This is a genomic window from Blautia sp. AF19-13LB (assembly GCF_003479105.1).
Taxonomy (GTDB): domain Bacteria; phylum Bacillota; class Clostridia; order Lachnospirales; family Lachnospiraceae; genus Fusicatenibacter; species Fusicatenibacter saccharivorans.
Genome location: NZ_QUGO01000003.1, coordinates 92,719 through 113,659 on the forward strand (window position 1 = coordinate 92,719; position 20,941 = coordinate 113,659).

Annotated in this window: 24 protein-coding genes; 23 read left to right on the plus strand and 1 reads right to left on the minus strand. The window is 51.5% G+C overall.

Features of this window, described 5'->3' with window-relative positions; all coding sequences use genetic code 11:
• Window positions 1-18: 18 nt before the first annotated feature.
• Complete coding sequence (locus DWX32_RS04090) at window positions 19-1,365, minus strand: MATE family efflux transporter (protein ID WP_118659310.1); 1,347 nt, start codon at window positions 1,363-1,365, stop codon at window positions 19-21.
• A 184-nt stretch (window positions 1,366-1,549) separates the two neighbouring features.
• On the opposite strand from DWX32_RS04090, the gene DWX32_RS04095 reads away from it, so the two are divergent.
• The 23 genes from DWX32_RS04095 (at window position 1,550) to DWX32_RS04205 (ending at window position 20,921) form a co-directional block, all read left to right on the plus strand.
• Window positions 1,550-2,389, plus strand: coding sequence for a MerR family transcriptional regulator (locus DWX32_RS04095; RefSeq protein ID WP_118659311.1), 840 nt, complete (start codon window positions 1,550-1,552; stop codon window positions 2,387-2,389).
• A 150-nt stretch (window positions 2,390-2,539) separates the two neighbouring features.
• The gene (rfbB, locus tag DWX32_RS04100; RefSeq protein ID WP_022461570.1) at window positions 2,540-3,562 is read left to right on the plus strand and encodes a dTDP-glucose 4,6-dehydratase; all 1,023 of its coding nucleotides are present in this window, start codon (window positions 2,540-2,542) and stop codon (window positions 3,560-3,562) included.
• A 59-nt stretch (window positions 3,563-3,621) separates the two neighbouring features.
• Window positions 3,622-4,803: a MerR family transcriptional regulator gene (locus tag DWX32_RS04105; RefSeq protein ID WP_118659312.1), complete on the plus strand. Its 1,182-nt coding sequence runs from the start codon at window positions 3,622-3,624 to the stop codon at window positions 4,801-4,803.
• Between the two features lie 189 nt (window positions 4,804-4,992).
• Entirely contained in the window at window positions 4,993-5,721 is a 729-nt protein-coding gene (locus DWX32_RS04110; protein ID WP_055227942.1) for a CpsB/CapC family capsule biosynthesis tyrosine phosphatase, read from the plus strand.
• Between the two features lie 19 nt (window positions 5,722-5,740).
• Window positions 5,741-6,484, plus strand: coding sequence for a YveK family protein (locus tag DWX32_RS04115; protein ID WP_055228010.1), 744 nt, complete (start codon window positions 5,741-5,743; stop codon window positions 6,482-6,484).
• Between the two features lie 15 nt (window positions 6,485-6,499).
• Window positions 6,500-7,201 carry a polysaccharide biosynthesis tyrosine autokinase gene (locus tag DWX32_RS04120; RefSeq protein ID WP_055227943.1) on the plus strand — a complete coding sequence of 234 codons (702 nt, stop codon included), beginning with the start codon at window positions 6,500-6,502 and terminating at the stop codon, window positions 7,199-7,201.
• A gap of 5 nt (window positions 7,202-7,206) precedes the next feature.
• A complete protein-coding gene (locus DWX32_RS04125; protein WP_118659313.1) occupies window positions 7,207-7,941 on the plus strand; it encodes an immunoglobulin-like domain-containing protein in 735 nt (244 codons plus the stop codon).
• A gap of 138 nt (window positions 7,942-8,079) precedes the next feature.
• A complete protein-coding gene (yqeC, locus tag DWX32_RS04130; protein ID WP_117509368.1) occupies window positions 8,080-8,916 on the plus strand; it encodes a selenium cofactor biosynthesis protein YqeC in 837 nt (278 codons plus the stop codon).
• Window positions 8,917-8,941: 25 nt separating this feature from the next.
• Window positions 8,942-9,430: a cyclic pyranopterin monophosphate synthase MoaC gene (moaC, locus tag DWX32_RS04135; protein ID WP_022462471.1), complete on the plus strand. Its 489-nt coding sequence runs from the start codon at window positions 8,942-8,944 to the stop codon at window positions 9,428-9,430.
• Window positions 9,431-9,433: 3 nt separating this feature from the next.
• Complete coding sequence (locus tag DWX32_RS04140; protein ID WP_117509367.1) at window positions 9,434-9,949, plus strand: MogA/MoaB family molybdenum cofactor biosynthesis protein; 516 nt, start codon at window positions 9,434-9,436, stop codon at window positions 9,947-9,949.
• Window positions 9,950-9,970: 21 nt separating this feature from the next.
• Window positions 9,971-11,014, plus strand: coding sequence for a selenide, water dikinase SelD (selD, locus tag DWX32_RS04145; protein WP_055220516.1), 1,044 nt, complete (start codon window positions 9,971-9,973; stop codon window positions 11,012-11,014).
• A gap of 26 nt (window positions 11,015-11,040) precedes the next feature.
• Entirely contained in the window at window positions 11,041-11,655 is a 615-nt protein-coding gene (gene yedF / locus DWX32_RS04150; RefSeq protein WP_082424685.1) for a sulfurtransferase-like selenium metabolism protein YedF, read from the plus strand.
• A complete protein-coding gene (locus DWX32_RS04155) occupies window positions 11,652-12,800 on the plus strand; it encodes an aminotransferase class V-fold PLP-dependent enzyme (protein WP_118640354.1) in 1,149 nt (382 codons plus the stop codon). Before yedF ends, DWX32_RS04155 begins: the two co-directional genes overlap by 4 nt.
• A gap of 57 nt (window positions 12,801-12,857) precedes the next feature.
• On the plus strand, window positions 12,858-13,094 hold the full coding sequence (locus tag DWX32_RS04160) for a DUF3343 domain-containing protein (protein WP_022462466.1): 237 nt from the start codon (window positions 12,858-12,860) through the stop codon (window positions 13,092-13,094).
• A 15-nt stretch (window positions 13,095-13,109) separates the two neighbouring features.
• Window positions 13,110-13,481 (plus strand): winged helix-turn-helix domain-containing protein, encoded by a 372-nt coding sequence (locus DWX32_RS04165; RefSeq protein ID WP_022462465.1) that lies wholly within the window; start codon window positions 13,110-13,112, stop codon window positions 13,479-13,481.
• Between the two features lie 151 nt (window positions 13,482-13,632).
• A complete protein-coding gene (gene yqeB, locus DWX32_RS04170; protein WP_022462464.1) occupies window positions 13,633-14,478 on the plus strand; it encodes a selenium-dependent molybdenum cofactor biosynthesis protein YqeB in 846 nt (281 codons plus the stop codon).
• A gap of 29 nt (window positions 14,479-14,507) precedes the next feature.
• Window positions 14,508-15,533, plus strand: coding sequence for a molybdopterin-binding protein (locus tag DWX32_RS04175; protein ID WP_117802062.1), 1,026 nt, complete (start codon window positions 14,508-14,510; stop codon window positions 15,531-15,533).
• Window positions 15,534-15,536: 3 nt separating this feature from the next.
• Entirely contained in the window at window positions 15,537-16,508 is a 972-nt protein-coding gene (moaA, locus tag DWX32_RS04180; protein ID WP_117509363.1) for a GTP 3',8-cyclase MoaA, read from the plus strand.
• 37 nt (window positions 16,509-16,545) lie between these two features.
• Entirely contained in the window at window positions 16,546-16,983 is a 438-nt protein-coding gene (locus tag DWX32_RS04185; protein ID WP_022462461.1) for an MOSC domain-containing protein, read from the plus strand.
• Window positions 16,984-17,012: 29 nt separating this feature from the next.
• A complete protein-coding gene (locus DWX32_RS04190) occupies window positions 17,013-18,035 on the plus strand; it encodes an XdhC family protein (protein ID WP_118640356.1) in 1,023 nt (340 codons plus the stop codon).
• Between the two features lie 26 nt (window positions 18,036-18,061).
• A complete protein-coding gene (gene modA, locus DWX32_RS04195) occupies window positions 18,062-19,009 on the plus strand; it encodes a molybdate ABC transporter substrate-binding protein (RefSeq protein WP_118659314.1) in 948 nt (315 codons plus the stop codon).
• A gap of 153 nt (window positions 19,010-19,162) precedes the next feature.
• Window positions 19,163-19,867: a molybdate ABC transporter permease subunit gene (gene modB / locus DWX32_RS04200; RefSeq protein ID WP_117804724.1), complete on the plus strand. Its 705-nt coding sequence runs from the start codon at window positions 19,163-19,165 to the stop codon at window positions 19,865-19,867.
• Between the two features lie 10 nt (window positions 19,868-19,877).
• Window positions 19,878-20,921, plus strand: coding sequence for a sulfate/molybdate ABC transporter ATP-binding protein (locus DWX32_RS04205; RefSeq protein ID WP_117804723.1), 1,044 nt, complete (start codon window positions 19,878-19,880; stop codon window positions 20,919-20,921).
• The last annotated feature ends 20 nt before the right edge of the window (window positions 20,922-20,941 follow it).

Sequence of the window (20,941 nt, forward strand, 5' to 3'; positions counted from 1 at the left end):
TGTGCGGGGTTTTGAGAATCAACGCATTTCTGTCTCCGGTGCGACTTTTGGATCCCTAAAATAGCGGGACAGCTTCGGCACGGAGATGAACAGCGTCAGAAATTCGGCGACCGGAATCGACAGCCACACACCGTTGGTGCCAAGCACGAGCGGCAGAAGCAGCGCGGAGAGAACGATAAAGACGAAGGTGCGCAAAAAGGAAATCAAAGCAGAGGTCTTTCCGTCTGACAGTGCGGTGAAAATGCCGGAGGCGACGATATTCGTACCGCAGAACAGGTAAGCGATGGAGAACAGGTATCCGCCGTGGCGGGTCAGTTCAAAGCCGTACGTGCCTTTCTGCATGAAAACGGCGGAAATGACCGGAGAACCGAAGGCAGCCACAAGTGCAATGATCACAGAGCTTATCACAACGAAACGGATACTGATGCGGTAAAGCCGGATCAGCCGCTGTTTGTTCCGGCTGCCGTAGTTGAAGCTGAACACAGGTGCAACGCCGATACTGTAGCCGAGGTACAGCGCAACAAAGAGAAACTGTCCGTACAGAATCGCCGTGATGGCGGCAACACCGATTTCGCCCTCAAATTTCAGCATCAGCATGTTGAAAAGGTAAGTGACAACGGCTGCAGAAAGATTGCTGACCATCTCGGAGGAACCGTTGAAGCAGCTTGTGGAGAGCAGGCCTTTGGAAAATTCCGGACGGGTGAAGCGAAGGCCTTTGCGGGCAAAGGTAAAGTATAAAATGCCGGCAACGGCCGGAATGCACTGGCCAAGGCCGGTGGCAAGGGCAGCTCCGGCAACACCAAGATGGAGCGGAACGACAAACAGATAGTCCAGAAGCATGTTGGTAATGCCGGCGGACACCGTAAGGGAAAGTCCGAGTCCCGGGCGCCCTGCTGTTACAAAGAAGGACTGGAACAGCGCCTGGAGAAGACAGACCGGGGCAAAGGAAAGGATCGTCCGCAGATAGGCGGTACCGTAATCCATCAGCACCGGCGTTGCACCGAGCAGACTGCAGATCTGACGGCAAAACAGGTTGCCGAGCACTGCGCCCAGAATACCGATGATCAGTGTGGTAAGGGTAAGGGCCGAAAAGTTACGGTTGGCTTCCTCCTGTTTTCCCTGTCCGATCTTTGCAGCGACGACGGCGCTGCCTCCGGTACCGAACATGATGCCGACGGCAAGAAGAATGCTGACGGCAGGATAGACGATATTGGCGGCGGAAAGCGCCATGCTGTCCACGTACTGTGCGATGAAAAAGCCATCCACAATACTGTAGAGAGACATAAAGATCATCATGATGATCGATGGAAACGCAAACTTCAGCAGGGAGCGGAAGTTGAAATCCTTGGCGAGTGACTGGCTCATAATCAAAAACCTCCTTTTTATGTGTGAAAAGCCTTTTTCAGACACGCTTTAGATGGGAAAGATTTCTTGTGAAAATTTGAATCGTTTGCTATTATAAAGGATAGGGTAACCCTATAGTCAAGTGCAAAAAAGGTGAAAAACAGGAAAAATTCCGAGAGCACATATTCAGGAAAAGGAGTCAGAAATGGGAAAACAGGAGTATTTAAGCGCGGGGCGATTTGCAGCGCTGGTAGGCACGACAAAGGAAACGCTCTTCCATTATGATGAGATTGGGCTGTTCGTACCAAAAAGAAGAGGGACAAACGGCTACCGATATTATGCGATGGATCAGATTGAAACGTTTGATGTGATCGGAATGCTGCGGGAGCTGGGCATGCCGCTGGCAGAGATTCGAAATTATCTGGAACAGCGAAGTCCTGAAAAATTCGGAGTACTGCTGGAACAGGAGGAGAAGGTGGTGCGCGAAAAAATGCAGCGGCTCCGCGAGATGCAGCGCTGGATAGGGGAAAAGAAGCGGTTTCTGGCACAGGCATCGGCGGAATGCCGTGAGGCGTTTGAAAAAGATCCCTTCTGTCCTGTAGGGATTCATACTCTGCCATTGCAGTATCTTGTCACAAATCACAGCGAATCAGCGGATAATCTGGCAGTCAATCAGAAAATCGGAGAGCTCTATGCTTACTGTGGGCAATACGGAAATCGAAGTTCGTATAATGTTGGGTTTGTTCAGAAACGGGGAACACTGGAAACGGGGAATTTTCTGGATTACCGTGATTTCTATCTGATTTTTGATCGTGTGCCGGCGAAAGTGCGATACACGGTTCGGCCGGAGGGAGAGTATCTTTGCTATTATTATAAAGGACCATGGCAGGGAATTGAAGCGGCGTACCGGAAGCTGTTCCGGTATGCCACGGAACAGAGACTTTTGCTGGACGACCGCTTTTATGAGGAATATATGGTGGATGCGCTGACCAGTCAGGAAATGGAACAGTATATTACGAGAATCGCCGTAAAAATTTTAAGATAGATGTACTCTCGGAGGGAAAAAACAAGATTTTCACAAACTTTTTTCATTCTCCTCTTGACCATGACGCAACGTCACCCATTATAGTGAGAGTACAACAAGTTGAATTGACATAAAACTGAGACGATAAACACACCAAAAAGGAGAAAAAGCATGAAAGTATTAGTAACAGGCGGAGCCGGATTTATCGGCGGAAACTTCGTACATCACATGGTAAACAAATACCCGGATTATCAGATCGTAAACCTGGACCTGCTGACCTACGCAGGAAACCTGGAGACTCTGAAACCGGTTGAGGACAAACCGAACTACAAATTTGTAAAAGGTGATATCGCAGACGAAGCTTTCATCATGGATCTGTTTGAAAAAGAGAAATTTGACGTTGTTGTCAACTTCGCAGCAGAGAGCCATGTAGACCGTTCCATTGAGGATCCTGGCATCTTTGTTCAGACCAACGTAATGGGAACCCGTGTACTGCTGGACGCTTCCAGAAAATTCGGTGTAAAGAGATATCATCAGGTATCTACCGATGAGGTTTACGGAGACCTTCCGCTGGATCGCCCGGACCTGTTTTTCACAGAGAATACCCCAATCCACACCTCCAGCCCGTACTCTGCATCCAAAGCAAGCGCAGACCTGTTTGTACTGGCTTACCACAGAACCTTCGGTACCCCGGTTACCGTTTCCAGATGCTCCAATAACTACGGCCCGTATCACTTCCCGGAAAAGCTGATTCCGCTTATGATCAGCCGCGCACTGGCAGACGAAGAGCTTCCGGTATACGGAAACGGTGAGAATGTCAGAGACTGGCTGCACGTATCCGACCATTGCGAAGCAATCGACCTGATTATCCATAAAGGTAAAGTAGGCGAGGTTTACAACATTGGCGGACACAACGAGAGAACAAACCTTCAGGTAGTACAGACCATCCTGAAAGCTCTGGACAAACCGGAATCTCTGATCAAATACGTAAAAGACCGCCCGGGCCATGACAGAAGATATGCAATCGATCCGACCAAGATCGAGACTGAACTTGGATGGAAACCAAAATACAACTTTGATACCGGAATCGCACAGACAATTCAGTGGTATCTGGACAATGAAGACTGGTGGAAACACATCATCAGCGGTGAGTATCAGAACTACTTCGCTGAGATGTACAAAGACCGTCTGTAAGAGAGAAAAGTGAAATGCAAAGGCCGCAAAAAAGCGGCTTTTGCGAAGGAGTGGTGGATATGGATCAATATTATACCACTGGTGAATTTGCCCGGATGGCCCATGTGACCATTCGGACAATTCGCTATTACGACAAAAAAGGGCTGCTGAAGCCGAGCTTTATTAACGAATCCGGTTATCGGATGTATTCGGATGAGGATTTTCTGAAGCTGCAGAAAATTTTATCGCTGAAATATCTCGGATTTTCCCTGAATGAGATCGGAAATATGACGATTCACGATACGAGTGCGGATATTCTGAAATCATTGAAAATGCAGATCGGACTTGTGCACAAGAAGATGGAAAATCTGGAGCAGATGGAAAAGGCGTTGCAGAATACGACACAGATTCTGGAGGAGACGAACCAGATCGACTGGACCGGCATTCTGAACCTGATTCATCTGACCGATATGGAAAAGATGCTGGTGGAGCAGTACAAAAACGGGGAAAACCTGAATATCCGTATTTCGCTGCACGAGCAGTATTCCCAAAATAAAAAGGGATGGTTCCCGTGGCTTCTGGAACAGATGGATTTTGACGGTGCGCGCCGGATTCTGGAGATTGGCTGCGGAAACGGACAGCTCTGGGAAAATGCGGAGCCATCCGTGCTGAAAGGAAAGTATATCTGTCTGTCTGACCTGTCGGACGGCATGATCCGGGATGCGGCGGAAAATCTGGGAGAAGAAAAGGCATCCTGTTTTGATTTCCGGACACTGGATTGCCAGAAACTTCCGTTTCCGGATGCGGAATACGACCGGATTATTGCAAATCATGTTTTGTTCTATGTCCAGAATCTGTCCCGCGGTCTGCAGGAAATCAGCCGTGTGCTTTCAGATGACGGCGTGTTCTACTGCAGTACGTATGGAAAAGGCCATATGAAAGAGATTACCGATCTGGTACAGGAGTTTGATCCGCAGATCAATCTTTCGGAGGTGGCGCTGTATACTATTTTTGGTCTGGATCACGGAGAAAAGCAGTTAAAGCCTTATTTTGGCAGCGTAGAGAAAAGAATCTACGAGGACAGTCTCTGGGTCGACCGGCCGGAGCCGCTTCTGGACTATATCCTTTCCTGCCATGGAAATCAGAATGAGTATCTGTATCCGAGACAGCGGGAATTCAAAGAATTTCTGGAAAAGAAAATTCAGAAACACGGCGGAATTGCGATCACAAAAGAGGCAGGGGTTTTCATCTGCAGAAAATAACGGGAGAGGCCGACATGAAAATGGAGGTCTCTTTTTTATCCCTCATTTTAGGCAAGTTTGACAAAAATGTTAAAAAATAAATACAGAGTATGTTTTTTGTATTGCCAGAGATCACAAAAGGATGTATACTAAAGTAGAATGTCTAAGTATGCGTGACTTGAAGAAAGAACACAAAAAGAGGGATAAGGTATGAAGGAATTATTTGATGTACACTGCCATATGGTCCCGGGGGTAGACGACGGTGCAGCTGACCTGGAAGAGTCGCTGGCGATGCTGAAAATGCAGCACGAGGACGGGGTCAGGAAGATTATCATCACACCGCATTATCGGCGGCGGATGTTTGAAACACCGGCAAAAAAGGTACATGAGCAGTTTCTGAAACTGCAGGAAGCGGCAAAAAAGGAATATCCGGATATGTCGCTTTATCTCGGGTGTGAACTTCACTCGAACATGGATCTTCAGGATATCCTGGAAAAACGGAAATATGTGACCATGGCCGGTTCATCCTATGTTCTGTTGGAATTTTCCGAGGGAGATTCCGCACAGCATATCCGTGAGAGAGTCTACAATGTACTGTCCTGCGGTTATGAACCGATTATCGCGCATGTGGAGCGCTATCAGGCAACGGTAAAGAGCGTCGGATTTTCCAGCGATCTGGTGGATATGGGCGCAAGACTGCAGGTGAATGTGGAAAGTATACTTGGAAAGTATACGTGGGGGGCAAAACGCTACTGCAGAAAACTGATGAAGGAAGATCTGCTCGGTTTTGTCGGCAGCGATTCCCACAACACAAAAACACGTATTCCCAACATAGGAGCAGGCGCTGCCTATGTTTCAAAAAAAATGGGAGAGGCATATGCCGAAAGGATTTTCCACGATAATCCGATGGAAATCTTAAGGGATGCCGGAGAAATCTAAAAAAAGTCAGGAGAAGAAGATGGAAACGAATCAACAGAATCAGGATGAAATTGAAATCGATTTACTGGAACTGCTTCGTGTGCTCTGGAGCAAAATTGGCTATGTGATTTTAGCTGCATTGGCACTTGGCCTTCTGATGGTACTGGTCAGCAAAGTATTTATGAAGCCGCAGTATGAATCGACGACAAAAATGTATGTACTGTCAAAACAGGACAGCAGCAGTACTGTAACAAGTGGAGATCTGCAGGCAAGTTCTCTTTTAACCAAAGACTATGCGGAGCTGATTCAGAGCCGTCAGGTTGTTGAAACCGTTATTGCACAGTTAAATCTGGATCTTACCTATGAGGAGTTTTTGAACAAAATTACTGTTACTACACAGAACGATACGCGTATCCTTTCGATTACAGTAAAAGACGAAGATCCGTATGTAGCAAGCCAGATGGCGGATGCAATCCGTGTAGCAGCATCAGATCATATTCAGAACGTTATGAACACAGAAGCTGTAAATGTGGTAGATGAGGCGAATATTCCAGATGAGCCGGTAAGCCCAAGTATTAAGAAAAACGGGCTGATCGGTGCAATAGCAGGTGCATTTATCGCGATTGTCATCATCATTATTGTTTATCTGACAAATGACACCATCCAGACCTCCGAAGATGTAGAACGTTATCTGGGTGTCAGTACACTCGGCATAATTCCTCTTGCAGAAGGACAGAAAAAGAGCAAGAAGAAAAACAAAAACGGCCGTGGAAGAAAGAAATAAGGGAGGATACGGAACGTGAATCAGGTAGTAGTAAAGCAGGAAAAATCAGGCTATCAGATTGTGGAAGCCTACAAATCTCTTCGGACCAACCTTCAGTTCTGCGGAGAAGATAAGAAAGTAATCGCGGTTACAAGCTGTACACCAAATGAGGGAAAGAGCAGTGTTTCTATGCAGCTCGGCATTTCTCTTGCAGAGAGCGGAAAAAGAGTGATTTTGATCGATGCCGATCTTCGGAAATCGGTTCTTCTTGGAAGAACGAAAACACAGAAATCTGTTCGCGGACTGGCACACTTCCTGTCCGGTCAGGCAACTCTGGAGGATGTCATCTGTTCTACCAATGTAAAGAACTTTTACATGATTTATTCCGGCCCGTTTCCGCCGAATCCGGCAGAGCTTCTGGGGGGAAAGAACTTCCGAAGTCTTTTAAATGCACTTCGTAAAGTTTACGATTATGTGATTGTGGATACTCCTCCGCTTGGAAGCGTTATCGACAGTGCAATCGTTGCAGAAATCTGTGATGGTTCAATCATGGTCATTGAGTCCGGTGTGATCAGCTATCGTTTTGCACAGGAAGTAAAGAGCCAGCTCGAGAGAAGTAACTGCCCGCTGCTTGGCGTTGTCCTGAACAAGGTGGATATGCAGAAACAGGCGTATGGTAAATACGGAAAATACGGTCAGTACAAATATGGAGATTACGGCCAGGAGGAGGACGATTAACTGCCATGAAAAAAGGGATTGTTGCAGGTTTGATTGTCCTGTGCGTGGCGCTAGGAGCCGGTACAGCAGCTGTCGTAGTGACGGACGACCGAAAAGGCCCGGAAATCGAGCTTCCAGCTGATGGGGATGTAACGTATGAGGAAGGCAGTGATACAGCGCCTTTGCTGGAAGGCGTTACTGCAACGGATGAGAAAGACGGAGATGTGACAGATTCGCTGATGATTGAAAACATTTTCCCGAACGATGACCATACCAGTGCATCGGTTGTCTATACGGCAAAGGACAGTCACAATAATGTATCAAAAGCAACACGCCGCGTGAATTATAAAGCTGCAGCGGAAGATACCCCGGCGGAAAATGAGGCTACGCAGGAAACGGATAACAGTGGGGCGGCAGATGAGTCTGCACCGGCAGCAGAGGAGCCGCAGCAGAATGACACAGAGGGCACAAAAAATGAGACAGATGCGCAGATGGAAATCGAAGCACTGCCGGCGGAAAGCCCAAAACTGTACCTGAATACGTATGAAGTAACAGTGGAAGCCGGAAACGATCTGGACAAAACCAGCTATATCAAAGAGATGACCGATGATGCAGACAGCCAGGAGTCACTCTTTAACCAGATTGAGATCGACGGCGATGTGGATACTGCAGTGCCGGGAGATTACACGCTGACGTATCATGTGACGGACAGCGATGGAAACAGATCAAATGCAGCGGTGCTTACCGTACACGTTCAGTAAGAATAGAAGAACTGCTCTGATGGGGATGCCCGATCGGGGCAGTTCTTTTTTCAAGTTTTTACGGCGCGAGTAAAATTTGACAGCCCAAAATGAGTATGGTAGAGTGAGAAAGAAAGACGGCAGAAGGGGGCAGAGGAGATGCTTCGAATCTGGCAGAAAACAGAAAAACAGAAGCTGGAGCCGGTAGGGATGGGAACGGCGTTCCCCTTTTTAAAGGAAAAGAACCATGTAGTTTCTATCATCGGCGGCGGCGGAAAAACGACGCTGCTGTACGAGATGGCAGGCTTTTGTGTAAAAAACGATCAGAAGGTACTGGTGACAACTTCGACGCACATTTATCGTCCGCCGAAGGAATGGCATGACCAGAGTCTGGAAGCGGTCGAAAGAAAATTTCGCACAGGCCGCGCAGCGATTATCGGAAGTGCCTGCCGGGATCCGGAAAAGCTTTCCATGCCGGAAACGGAACTATTTGAAGAGGCACGCAAAAAGGCCGATCTGACGCTGATCGAGGCGGACGGCGCAAGGCACCTGCCGTGCAAGGCACCGGCGGAACATGAACCGGCGCTGCTTTCCTCTTCAGATCTTGTGATTGGTGTGACAGGTCTTTCGGCACTGGGACAGCCGCTTGGCAAGGGCTGCTTTCGGGCAGAACGGGCGGCGGAACTGCTTGACTGTACGATGGAACACCATATCACGGAAGAAGATCTGGCACGGCTGATCGCATCGGAACAGGGACAGCAGAAGGATTTGAAAGGCAGAACGTTTTATGCGGTACTGCACCAGTATGAGGAAAAAGAACACCGGGCGGCCGCAGAGAAACTTGTGGAGCTGCTGCGCAGGCAGGGGATCGAGCATGTTCTGGTTACGTGCGCGACAGGAAACAGAAGACAAAGCGGTGAGAACACGAATCCCTGGTATGGGAGAGCAGAGCTTCCCGTGCGTGAAGCGGAAGAAGAGTGGGAACCCGGAGAATAAAACGGAAATAGAACGGAGGAGACAGATGGCGGAATTTACCCATTTTAAGAAAGACGGCAGCGCCGTCATGGTCGATGTCCATGAGAAGCCGGACACGTACCGGGCAGCATCGGCGACGGGAACCATACAGGTAAGCCCGGAGGTATTTGCAGCCGTGCGGGACCATACGGCGAAAAAAGGCGATGTGCTCGGCGTTGCACGGCTGGCAGGTATCATGGGGGCGAAAAAGAATGCGGAGTTGATTCCGCTGTGCCACATTGTGCCGCTGACGAACTGCGAAGTGACATTTACCACGGACGAGAATACAAATTCTATTACGGCCGTGTGCACCACATCATGTGTCGGAAAGACCGGCGTGGAGATGGAGGCGCTGACTGGCGTTTCCACAGCGCTGCTCACGATCTACGATATGTGCAAGGCGATGGACCGCGGCATGGTGATTCGTGATATCCACATTCTGGAAAAGGACGGCGGAAAGAGCGGTCATTATATCTATCAGAAAGAGGAAAAATAAAGCATGGCAGAAAAGAAAGATTTCCCGGTTTTCCGGGTGGGAATTGTAACGTTAAGTGACAAAGGATATCAGGGCGAGCGCGAGGATAAGAGCGGCCCAAGGATCAAAGAGCTGCTTCCGGCGGAGCAGTATGAGGTCGTTTCGATGCGTCTTCTGCCGGATGAGCGGGCGATGATCGAGGAGGAACTGATCCGGCTTGCCGATCTGGAGCAGTGCGATCTTGTCCTCACGACAGGCGGCACGGGATTTTCCATGCGGGATGTGACACCGGAGGCAACTCTGGCGGTATCCGGCCGTGTGGCACCTGGCATCGCGGAGGCGATCCGCGCGGGCAGCATGGCGATCACAAAACGGGCGATGCTGAGCCGGGCAGTGAGTGCAATCCGTCATCGGACGCTGATTATCAATCTGCCGGGAAGCCCGAAGGCGGTGGAAGAGAGTCTTGGATTTGTACTTGATACCCTGCCGCATGCGCTGGGACTTCTGCGCGGAACGGACGGAGAGTGCGGAAGAAGCTGAAAAAAGAGGGAACAGGTAACGATGGAAGAAGAAAAAATTATTTTCTGTAAGAGCGGCGGCTGTACGGCAAAGCTCGGGGCAGGCGTGCTCGAACATATTCTGGAGAAGCTGCCGAAAGGGGAAAAGGATCCGAATCTGCTGGTGGGCTATGACAGCAAAGACGATGCATCCGTCTACCGGCTGACGGACGACCTTGCGATGGTCCAGACGCTGGATTTCTTTCCGCCGGTGGTGGAGGATCCGTACACGTTTGGAAAAATTGCGGCGGCGAATGCCTTAAGCGACATCTATGCGATGGGCGGAGAGGTGCGGACAGCCCTGAATATCGTCTGCTTTCCGGAACAGATGGATCTGAATGTCCTCGGAGAAATCATGCGCGGCGGCGCGGAAAAGGTGCAGGAGGCGGGCGGATCGCTCTCCGGCGGTCATTCGATTGCGGATGACAGTGTAAAATACGGCCTTTCTGTCACGGGAACCGTGCATCCGGACCGGATCTGGCAGAACAATACTGGCCGCGTGGGTGATCTGCTCATTCTGACGAAACCGCTCGGAACCGGCATTCTCTGTGCGGCGCACCGCGTCGGGGAGGAAAACCCGGGGGGATTTCAAAAGGCAGTGGAATCGATGATGACGCTGAATAAGTACGCCTCGGAGACGGCACGGAAGTATAACATTCATGCCTGTACCGATGTAACGGGCTTTAGTTTCCTAGGACATCTGCATGAGATGATGGAGTCGGGCGTGTCCTGCCATATCTGGGCGGATCAGATTCCGGTGTTCCCGGGGGCTGTGGAAGCGGCGGAGGAGTTTCTGATCACTGCGGCAGGCCAGCGGAACCGGAATCATCTGGAGCAGCATGTGACCTTTAAGGATATACCGTTCGGCATGCAGGAGGTGCTGTTTGACCCGCAGACATCGGGAGGGCTTCTGATGGCCGTGGATGCCGTGGATGCAGAAAAAATGCAGAGAAAACTGCTGGAGCAGGGGATTCCGGCAGCAATCGTTGGAAAAATCACAGAGCCGGCAGGAACCGAAATTTATGTGACACAGAGCAGGAAATGGTAAGGCAGGGAGAATGAAAAATGGCAGAGATGGAGAAAAAGACAGTAAACGCAATGGGTGATGTGTGCCCGGTACCGCTGGTAAAGGCAAAAAATGCGATTGCAGAACTTGCGGGAAGCGGAAAAGTGGAGGTTCTGGTGGATAATGAAATCGCCGTGCAGAACCTGGAAAAAATGGCGCAGCAGAAAGGATATGGCTTTCTGGTAAAAGAGAAGAAAGAAAAAGAGTATCATGTGGAGTTCACCGTATCGGAAACAGAGCCGGCTGAAACAGAAGAGAAAACCGTATGCCTCGTACCGGCGGCAAAGAAAACAAAACTCGTCGTTCTTTCTGCAGACCATATGGGCGAAGGAGCCGAGGAGCTGGGTAAAATTCTGATGAAGAGCTTCCTTTATGCACTGACCCAGCAGGATGAGCTGCCGGATACGATTCTGTGCTACAACGGCGGTGCAAAGTTGACCTGCGAGGGTTCCGAGTCCCTGGAGGATCTGAAAGATCTGGCAGCGCGCGGCGTTGAAATTCTGACCTGTGGAACATGCCTGAACTTCTACGGCATCACCGAAAAGCTGCAGATCGGCAGTGTGACCAACATGTATGACATCGTGGAGCGCATGAGCAGCGCAGACCGCGTGATTAAGCCATGATTTACCTCGATTCGGCGGCAACGTCGCTGTGGCATCCAAAAGAAGCAGAGGAGCGTATGATCCAGGCACTGCGCGGCTGTGGAAATGCAGGCCGCGGTGCACACGATGCGACACTGGATGCGGGCCGCATCGTCTTTGAGACGAGAATGCGGCTGGCAGAGTTGTTTCACGCGGAGAGTCCGGAGCGGATTGCATTTACGTGCAACGATACGGAGGCACTGAACACGGCAATTTTCGGACTCTTCGGGCCGGGGGATCATGTGATCACGACAGTCTGCGAGCATAATTCCGTTCTGCGCCCGCTGTATGCACTGGAAAAACAGGGACTGGAGCTTTCCGTGATTCCGGCGGATGTATCTGGAAGGATCGATTATGATCAGATGGAAGCGGCAGTGCGGAAAAACACGAAAGCGTTTGTCGTCACGCATGCCTCCAACCTGACCGGAAATATCACGGATCTTGCGCGGGTGTGCGAAATTGCGGAACGCCATTCCCTGCGTCTGATCGTCGATGCGGCGCAGACAGCGGGGATTCTGCCGATTGATGTACAGAAAAGCGGGATCGACGTGCTCTGTTTTTCCGGCCACAAGGGACTATTAGGGCCGCAGGGAACCGGCGGAATCTACGTTCGTCCCGAACTTTCGATCCGGCCGCTCAAAATGGGCGGAAGTGGAATCCGAAGCTATGAAAAAGAACAGCCTGCGGCGATGCCGGAGCATCTGGAAGCGGGAACTTTAAATGTCCACGGAATTGCGGGACTTCTGGGAGCGCTGGAATATCTGGAGAAGACGGGGATTGAAATGATTTACAAAAGAGAGAGGGAGCTGATGCATCTCTTTCTGGAGGAAATTCAGGGAATCCCGGGACTTACTTTATATGGAACAGACGATCTGCAGCAGCGGGTACCAACGGCGGCATTAAACATCGGCTCCTATGATTCGGGATATGTCAGCGACTGGCTGTATGAGAACTATGGTATTGCAGTCCGAAGCGGGGCACACTGCGCGCCGCTGATGCACGAAGCACTCGGGACACGGGAGCAGGGAGCCGTGAGGTTCAGCTTTTCCCATGTACTGACGGAAGAAGAAGTCCGGATTGCCGCGCAGGCTCTGCGGGAGTTTGCCGAAGAAGAAATGCAGCAGTGAGAGAGGCGGCAGCCGGCATCTGGGATACAAAAGAAGCTGGAAAAAGGAAGAAACGATATGAGACAGCGAAAAGAAACCTGGATTCTGACGTTTGCGGGGACAACGCAGGCGATGCAGATGGAGCAGTATGCGAGAGCGCACGGCCTGCCGGGAAGGATGATCCCCGTTCCGCGGGAAATTACGGCGGGCTGCGGCCTTTCCTGGAAAGCAGCGCCGGAAGAGGGAAAAGAAATCCTTGCGGCACTTCAGACGGCGGGACTTGCCTATGAGGCGGAGTACCGTGTGCTGTTGTAGAGGTGTGAGGTGGAAATGGAAGAAAAAGAAGAAACATTACGACAGAAGCTGCGGTACGACATGCGGCTGCGCGTCAGCCGGACGGATCATGCCTTCGGTCCCGGTGTGGCGGAGCTGATGGAGCATGTGGAAGCAACCGGCTCCCTTTCGAAGGGCTGCAAATGCATGCAGATGGCGTACTCGAAGGGATGGAAAATCTTAAAGCGCGCCGAGGAGGATCTCGGCATCCCGCTGGTACAGGGCAACCGGGGCGGCAGCAACGGCGGCCAGACGGTACTGACCCCGGAGGGAAAAGAATTCCTGAAGCGGTACCGGAAGTTTGAACAAGAAGTCCGCGCAGGCGCCGATGCGTCGTTTCAGAAGTGGTTTGGAACAGAAGAAAAATAACATTTTTTACGGGGACACGTTGACAAAACGGGTCCTTTCCTGTATTTTTATTAATGGAAAAAGCGTTATTCTCGAACAAGAATAACGAAGCAGGCCGCGGAAGACGGAAGAAAACGGCTGCTGCTGAAACGAAAGAAGGAAGACAGCGAAGATGAAAAAGAAAGATCTGATCGTGGTACGGGGAGCAGGAGATCTTGCAACCGGTACGATCCATCGTCTGAAAAAAGCGGGCTTTCGTCTGCTGGTTCTGGAAGCAGAGCACCCGGCGGCGATCCGGCGGCAGGTGGCTTTGAGCGAAGCGGTATATGCCGGCAGTGCCAGGGTAGAGGACGTGGAAGCCGTGCGCATGGACGTGGATCTCGCAGAGAAAAAGAACCGGAAAGAACTTCTGGAACAGGAAATGGAACGGATCTGGAAGAAAGATGGTGTTCCGGTGCTCGTGGATCCGGCGGGACTAAGCATTGCAGCACTTCGCCCGGCCGTCGTGGTCGATGCGATTCTGGCGAAGAAAAATCTCGGGACGACAAAAGAGATGGCGCCGCTTGTGATTGCCCTCGGACCGGGCTTTACGGCAGGAGAAGATGTGGATGTTGTAATTGAGACGAAGCGCGGTCATAATCTTGGACGCGTGATCCGAAGCGGAAGCGCGGTTCCGAACACTGGCATTCCGGGCATCATCGGCGGGTACGGAAAAGAGCGTGTGATGCATGCACAGGCGGAAGGTATTCTGCGGAATGCGGCTTCGATCGGAGACATTGTGGAAGCCAGGGCTGTGATTGCAGAGATTGAGACAGAAAACGGGACGGTACCTGTGGAAGCATCTCTCTCCGGTCTGCTGCGCGGGCTGATCCGCGACGGCTATCCGGTGACGAAGGGATTTAAGATTGCGGACATCGATCCGCGGAAAGAAGAACTGCAGAACTGCTTCACGATTTCCGATAAGGCGCGGTGCATCGCCGGAAGCGTGCTGGAAGTGATCTGCGGGGAACTGGAATAGATTCAAATAGAAAAAGTGAGGCGTTTCAGATGAAACTGATGAAAACAGAAGACGCGGTAGGCCAGGTGCTCTGCCACGATATTACACAGATTATCAAAGGTGTGACAAAAGATGCGGTATTCCGCAAAGGCCACATCATTACAGAAGAAGATATTCCGGTGCTTTTAAGTGTCGGAAAGGACAACATTTACATCTGGGAAAAGGACGATACAATGCTGCATGAAAATGAGGCGGCACAGATTCTTTACGATATGTGTAAAAACGATCACATGCATCCGTCCGATGTCAAAGAAGGAAAAATTGAACTGATCGCGGACTGCGACGGTCTTTTGAAAGTGGACCGCGAGAAGCTGAAAAAAGTAAACAGCCTCGGCGAGATGATGATTGCGACGCGCCACGGTGATACATACGTGAAAAAAGGCGACAAACTGGCGGGGACGAGAATTATTCCGCTCGTCATCAAAAAAGAGAAGATGGAGACGGCACAGGCAGTCTGTTCCGACGGGCCGATCCTGACCTTAAAGCCGTTCCACAAGAAAAAATTTGCGGTTCTGACAACGGGAAATGAAGTGTATTACCATCGGATCGAGGACACCTTCACACCGGTTATCCAGGAAAAGCTGGCAGAATTCGGCGCGGAGATGATCTTTCATGAGGTTTACGATGATGATGCATCGAAGATCACAGACGGATGCCGCCGCGCGATGGAAGCGGGTGCCGATCTTGTCTTCTGCACCGGAGGAATGAGTGTGGATCCGGACGACAAGACGCCGCTGGCGATCAAAAATACCGGAGCACGCATCGTTTCCTACGGCGCGCCGGTGCTGCCGGGAGCCATGTTCCTTCTGGCGTATGCCGAAAACGGAACACCGATCGTCGGCCTGCCGGGATGCGTCATGTATTCGAAACGGACGATTTTCGATCTTGTCCTGCCGCGCCTCATTGCAGATGATGAGGTGACAGCGGAGGAGCTGGCCGGTCTTGGCGAGGGCGGTCTCTGCCTGAACTGCAAGGTCTGCACCTTCCCGAACTGCGGTTTTGGAAAAGGCAGATAAACGATGAAGGATCAGTATGGCAGAACGATAGATTACCTGCGGATTTCCATCACGGACGCGTGCAATTTGAGATGCCGGTACTGTATGCCGGAGAGTGCGGCGGGCTGTGCACTGGAGCAGGCGGAACAGAATCCACCGCTTACCGTCGAAGAGATGCTGAAGATTGTGCACGCCGCGGCTGGGCTTGGCATCACGCATTACCGGATTACCGGAGGAGAACCGCTGGTAAGAAAAGAGTGCGTGGAGCTGGTGCAGAAAATAAAAGCAGTGCCGGGCACCGCATCCGTTGGGATCACGACGAATGGCGTGCGCCTGGCATCGTGTGCGAGGGATCTGAAGGCGGCCGGCTGTGACAGCGTGAATGTGAGCCTGGATACAGTGGATGCGGCAGAGTTTGCGGCGCTTACCGGACGCGATGCGCTGGAGCAGGTAAAGCAGGGCATCTGCGCGGCCAAAGAGGCGGGTCTTTTAGTGAAGCTGAATGCGGTGCATCGAAAAGAACTGCATGCGCAGGAACTGATTGAATTTGCAGAGCAGGAAAAAGTCCCGGTGCGGTTCATCGAGGTGATGCCGGTGGGCGCCGGAAAATCGTACGTGGGTCCGTCGAATGAGGCGCTGAAAACAGAGCTGGAACAGTGGTATGGGGCATGTACGCCGGACCAGGAAAAAGAAGGAAACGGTCCTGCGGCTTATGTGCGGTACGAAAAGCTGTCGATGCCCGTCGGCTTTATCAGCGCGATCCACGGAAAGTTCTGCGGAAGCTGCAACCGCGTACGGCTGACAAGCCGCGGCTTTTTAAAGCTCTGTCTCTGCTATGAGAACGGCGTGGATCTGCGGGAGGTTCTGCAGAACGGAACGGCGGCGGATCTGCGGGATGTGATGGCACAGGCAATCTTAAAAAAGCCGATGGAACACTGCTTTGAGCGGCCGAAGGATATGACAGAGCACCACCTGATGTCCGGTATCGGCGGATGAAATGACGGCGGTTCGAAAAGAAGAGGAAACAAAAGAAATGGGAAAAATCATAGGAATCTGTATCAGTGAAAAACGGGGAACGGCAAAGCACGAGGTGGAAACGGCGAAGCTGGTGGAAGACTGGGGCATCGAGGGCGATGCACACGCCGGGCACTGGCACCGCCAGGTGAGCCTTTTGTCGTATGAAAAAATAGAAGCCTTCCGTGCAAAAGGGGCGGATATTCCGCTCGGCGCCTTCGGGGAAAACCTGATCGTGGAAGGATATGATTTCCGGAATCTGCCGGTCGGCACGCGGTTTTCCTGCGGGGATGCGCTGCTTGAGATGACGCAGATCGGAAAGGAGTGCCACAGCCACTGCGAGATTTTCAAACGCATGGGTGAATGCATCATGCCGCGGGAGGGCGTTTTCGCGGTGGTGCTGCGCGGCGGCACGATTCAAAAGGGTGACACCATCGAACTGGTGACGGAAAAGTAGACCAGAGATCAGACACAAGGAGAGGAAACATGGACGAACTTTACCGGAAACTGCTTGCACAGCTGGAAGAGGGACAGGACACGGTTCTTGCCTTTATCACCGAAGGGGGCGGCTCCATTCCGCGCACGACGGGCGCCTATATGCTGGTCGGCCGGGAAGGACGGATTTTCGGAACTATCGGCGGCGGAAACCTGGAATATCAGGCGGTTCTGCATGCGCAGGAGCTGGTGCAGGAGAAGAAAAGTGAATACAGAGAATACGATCTCGGAACCGGAGAGGGGAAGGGGCTTGGCATGGTCTGCGGCGGCAGAGTGAAGGTGTGCTTCTATTTTATGAATGGAGCGCACGGCGAAGCAGAAAGTCTGGCGCAGGCGCTTGCGGCGCAGGAGCAGTACCGCAGTTACTGGATTTTTTTTGCGCTGGACGGAACCGGCATCCGCGTGCTGGAAAAAGAAGCGTGGGAAATGCTTCCGGCGGCACAGGAAAAAGCGGGCCACTGCCGGATTCTGGAACTGGACGGGAAAACGTATTACGCCGAGGAATTCTGCTACGACGGAAAGGTTTATCTGTTCGGCGGCGGCCATCTGGCCCAGGAACTCGTTCCGGTGCTGCATCATCTGGATTTCTGCTGTATCGTACTCGATGACCGGGAGGAATATGTGGACAAAGCATTGTTCCCGGATGCCGGGCAGACCATGCTGGTGGATTTTACGAAACTGGACGAGATTCTTTCGATCCGGAAAAATGATTATCTCGTGATTGTGACACGCGGCCACCGGTGCGATGCGGATGCCGAGGCGTTTGCGCTTCGCACCGGCGCGTCGTACATCGGTGTGGTGGGAAGCCGCAGAAAGACAAAGTATGTGCGCGAAAAACTGGAAGCGCAGGGTTTTACCGGAGAACAGCTCGACAGTGTCTATGCCCCGATCGGAATCGAGATCGGAAGCGAGACGCCGGCGGAGATTGCAATCAGCATTGCCGCACAGCTCATTCAGATCCGGTCAGCAAAAACCGGAAAACGAAAAGGTGCACATCCGGCGCTTCATACGTAAATATACAAAATGAGGAGTCAATTATCATGAAAACGAAAACCGTATCCATTCTTCTGATGGCAGCTATGGCACTTTCTCTTGCCGCATGCGGATTTTCCAATTCCACAGATTCTTCCAGTAAGAGCAGCTCCAAGGCAGAGAGCACATCTGCATCCAGCGCTTCTTCGGAAGCAGAGAGCGCATCCAGCGCCAAGAGCACAGCAGACGGCGAAGTATTTGACGATACCACTGTCACCGTATTTGCCGCAAAGAGCCTGAACTCCGTAATGGAGACGCTGATCAGCGAGTACAATAAGACCCAGCCGAATGTCAAACTGGTTGGAAGCTATGACAGTTCAGGAACTCTGATGACACAAATCGAAGAGGGTGCATCCTGCGACGTATTCTTCTCCGCAGCAGCAAAACAGATGGATCAGCTTGAGGAAGAGAATCTTCTGGTTGAGGGAACCCGCCACAATATCGTAAACAATCAGGTCTGCGTTGTAACCTATGAGGGAAGCAATACAGAAGTTACGGGCCTGGAGGATCTGAACAAGGCATCCAGCATCGCACTGGCAGACGGTTCCGTTCCGGTTGGAAAATACACAAGAGAAGCACTGGTCAATGCAGGCATTCTGGAGAAAGCAGACGACGTATCGGCCATCACAACCCAGCAGGTTTCCGAAGCGCTCAGCGGCGTGGAAATCAATGAGTGTGCAAACGTAGGAGCCGTTACTTCCGCTGTTGCAGAGGGATCCAACGAGGTTGGTACGGTTTATTATTCCGATACCTACGGTCTGGAGGACCGTCTGAAGGTTCTGCAGGTCGTTCCGTACGATCTGACCGGAAATGTCATCTACCCGGCAGCACAGGTTGTCAACAAAGAGGCAGATGAGACCGAGCAGGCAGCAGCGAAAGACTTTGTAGAGTTTCTGACTTCCGATGAGGCAGCCGCCATCTTCCGGAATTATTACTTTGATACAGAGGTAGAATAAAAAGAAGATCCCACAAAAAACAGCAGGGATTTGGAATCACCGTCCGAAAAAGAAAGATTTCGTTTCTACGGACGGTGGTTTTGCATCAGAGAAAATCCGGGCAGGATGCGTGATGCAGGTATGCAGGGCTGCCGTGGATAGAAAGGAAATGTTATGCAGGAAATACTGGATTTTTTACAGTCACTGGACTGGAGCCCGCTTGTCATTTCGATCAAGACCGGTATTGTGGCGACGATTTTGTCCTTTTTCTTTGGTATTTTTGCCGCGCGTGCGGTGATGAAGCTGCGTCCCGGCGCGCGTGCCGTAATTGACGGCTTTCTGACACTTCCGATGATTCTGCCGCCGACCGTTGCAGGCTTTTTCCTGCTTCTGATTTTCAGCCTCCGCCGTCCGTTTGGTGCTGCACTGTATGAGAATTTCAGTATCAAGGCAGTACAGACATGGCTTGGCTGTATTCTGGCGGCAACGATTATCGCGTTTCCGCTGATGTACCGCAATACGAGAGCGGCATTTGAGCAGGTGGATACGAACCTGATCTATGCGGCGCGGACGCTTGGTATGTCGGAGTGGAAGATTTTCTGGAAAGTGGTCATCCCATCGGCAGGTCCCGGCGTGCTCTCCGGTACGGTACTGGCATTTGCAAGGGCGCTCGGTGAGTACGGCGCGACGTCGATGCTGGCCGGAAATATTCCGGGAAAGACGGGTACCGTTTCCCAGAAAATCGCAATGGTGATTCAGGACGGGGATTATAAAACGGCGGGTTTTTGGTCTGTTGTCGTACTGCTCGTCGGATTCCTTGCGATGACGGCAATGAACCTTCTGGGTAACCGGAGAAAGAAAAATCAGAAACAGTGGTAGAGGATAAAGAATGGCGCTTGAAGTAGATATTACGAAAAAGCTGGACGGATTTTTTATGCATATGCAGTTCCGGGCGGAGCGGGAGATTTTTGCGATTCTCGGCGCGTCGGGCTGTGGAAAAAGCATGACCTTAAAGTGCATCGCCGGAATCGAAAAGCCGGATGAAGGGCGGATTGTCCTTGACGGCAAGGTGCTGTTTGATTCGGAGAAAAAAATCAATCTGCCGCCGCAGAAGCGGAAAGTCGGTTATATGTTCCAGGATTACGCTCTGTTTCCGCATATGAATGTTGTGCAGAATATTGAGGCAGGCATGGGAAAACGGCCGGACCGGAGCCGGACGGAATCGTTGATCCGCCAGTTTCAGCTGGAAGGGCTGGAGAAAAAGATCCCGGGACAGCTTTCCGGCGGACAGAAACAGCGCGTCGCGATGGCACGGATGCTCGCAGCAGAGCCGGAGCTGATTCTGCTCGACGAGCCGTTTTCAGCGCTCGATACTTATCTGAAATGGCAGTTGGAGCAGGAGATGTACAAACATCTGAAGGAGGCCGGAAAACCGGTCATCTTCGTATCACACAACCGCGATGAGGTGTACCGCCTCTGCGATACGGTCAGCTGTATGAACCGGGGAAAGATGGAAGTCATGGAACCGCTGAAGGAATTTTTCCAGAATCCGAAGACGCGCACAGCGGCAATTTTGTCGGGCTGCAAGAACATTTCGGCGGCCGAGCGGGTGGATGCGCACACGCTGCGGGCCGTGGACTGGGGCGTAACGCTGCACGTAAAGGAGCGGGAAATTGCAGACGATATCCGCGCAGTCGGCATCCGGGCACATTTTCTGGCCACAGTAGAAAGGCCGGGTGAGGAAAATGTATTTCCGGTCAACGAATCCGAAATCTGGGAAGATCCGTTTGAATGGAACATTTCGTTCCGGAAGAATGCCGAATGCAGCTGGCTGCAGTGGAAGATCGCAAAAACAGACTGGAGCCCGGAAATGGGGATTCCAAAGGAGCTGTATCTGAAGGAGGAAGATATTCTGCTGCTGACGGATTCCTGATGCTGGTGTGACAGATTTGG

What these genes read in the sequence shown, in the direction of transcription:
- DWX32_RS04155 (WP_118640354.1), top strand. Translation starts at nt 11,652, where the DNA reads ATGATTTACCTCGATTCGGCGGCAACGTCGCTGTGGCATCCAAAAGAA.
- rfbB (WP_022461570.1), top strand. Translation starts at nt 2,540, where the DNA reads ATGAAAGTATTAGTAACAGGCGGAGCCGGATTTATCGGCGGAAACTTC.
- DWX32_RS04190 (WP_118640356.1), top strand. Translation starts at nt 17,013, where the DNA reads ATGGACGAACTTTACCGGAAACTGCTTGCACAGCTGGAAGAGGGACAG.
- DWX32_RS04095 (WP_118659311.1), top strand. Translation starts at nt 1,550, where the DNA reads ATGGGAAAACAGGAGTATTTAAGCGCGGGGCGATTTGCAGCGCTGGTA.
- DWX32_RS04205 (WP_117804723.1), top strand. Translation starts at nt 19,878, where the DNA reads ATGGCGCTTGAAGTAGATATTACGAAAAAGCTGGACGGATTTTTTATG.
- DWX32_RS04105 (WP_118659312.1), top strand. Translation starts at nt 3,622, where the DNA reads ATGGATCAATATTATACCACTGGTGAATTTGCCCGGATGGCCCATGTG.
- moaC (WP_022462471.1), top strand. Translation starts at nt 8,942, where the DNA reads ATGGCGGAATTTACCCATTTTAAGAAAGACGGCAGCGCCGTCATGGTC.
- DWX32_RS04110 (WP_055227942.1), top strand. Translation starts at nt 4,993, where the DNA reads ATGAAGGAATTATTTGATGTACACTGCCATATGGTCCCGGGGGTAGAC.
- DWX32_RS04125 (WP_118659313.1), top strand. Translation starts at nt 7,207, where the DNA reads ATGAAAAAAGGGATTGTTGCAGGTTTGATTGTCCTGTGCGTGGCGCTA.
- yqeB (WP_022462464.1), top strand. Translation starts at nt 13,633, where the DNA reads ATGAAAAAGAAAGATCTGATCGTGGTACGGGGAGCAGGAGATCTTGCA.
- DWX32_RS04160 (WP_022462466.1), top strand. Translation starts at nt 12,858, where the DNA reads ATGAGACAGCGAAAAGAAACCTGGATTCTGACGTTTGCGGGGACAACG.
- DWX32_RS04090 (WP_118659310.1), bottom strand. Translation starts at nt 1,365, where the DNA reads ATGAGCCAGTCACTCGCCAAGGATTTCAACTTCCGCTCCCTGCTGAAG.
- DWX32_RS04115 (WP_055228010.1), top strand. Translation starts at nt 5,741, where the DNA reads ATGGAAACGAATCAACAGAATCAGGATGAAATTGAAATCGATTTACTG.
- modB (WP_117804724.1), top strand. Translation starts at nt 19,163, where the DNA reads ATGCAGGAAATACTGGATTTTTTACAGTCACTGGACTGGAGCCCGCTT.
- modA (WP_118659314.1), top strand. Translation starts at nt 18,062, where the DNA reads ATGAAAACGAAAACCGTATCCATTCTTCTGATGGCAGCTATGGCACTT.
- DWX32_RS04140 (WP_117509367.1), top strand. Translation starts at nt 9,434, where the DNA reads ATGGCAGAAAAGAAAGATTTCCCGGTTTTCCGGGTGGGAATTGTAACG.
- selD (WP_055220516.1), top strand. Translation starts at nt 9,971, where the DNA reads ATGGAAGAAGAAAAAATTATTTTCTGTAAGAGCGGCGGCTGTACGGCA.
- DWX32_RS04175 (WP_117802062.1), top strand. Translation starts at nt 14,508, where the DNA reads ATGAAACTGATGAAAACAGAAGACGCGGTAGGCCAGGTGCTCTGCCAC.
- DWX32_RS04185 (WP_022462461.1), top strand. Translation starts at nt 16,546, where the DNA reads ATGGGAAAAATCATAGGAATCTGTATCAGTGAAAAACGGGGAACGGCA.
- yqeC (WP_117509368.1), top strand. Translation starts at nt 8,080, where the DNA reads ATGCTTCGAATCTGGCAGAAAACAGAAAAACAGAAGCTGGAGCCGGTA.
- moaA (WP_117509363.1), top strand. Translation starts at nt 15,537, where the DNA reads ATGAAGGATCAGTATGGCAGAACGATAGATTACCTGCGGATTTCCATC.
- yedF (WP_082424685.1), top strand. Translation starts at nt 11,041, where the DNA reads ATGGAGAAAAAGACAGTAAACGCAATGGGTGATGTGTGCCCGGTACCG.
- DWX32_RS04165 (WP_022462465.1), top strand. Translation starts at nt 13,110, where the DNA reads ATGGAAGAAAAAGAAGAAACATTACGACAGAAGCTGCGGTACGACATG.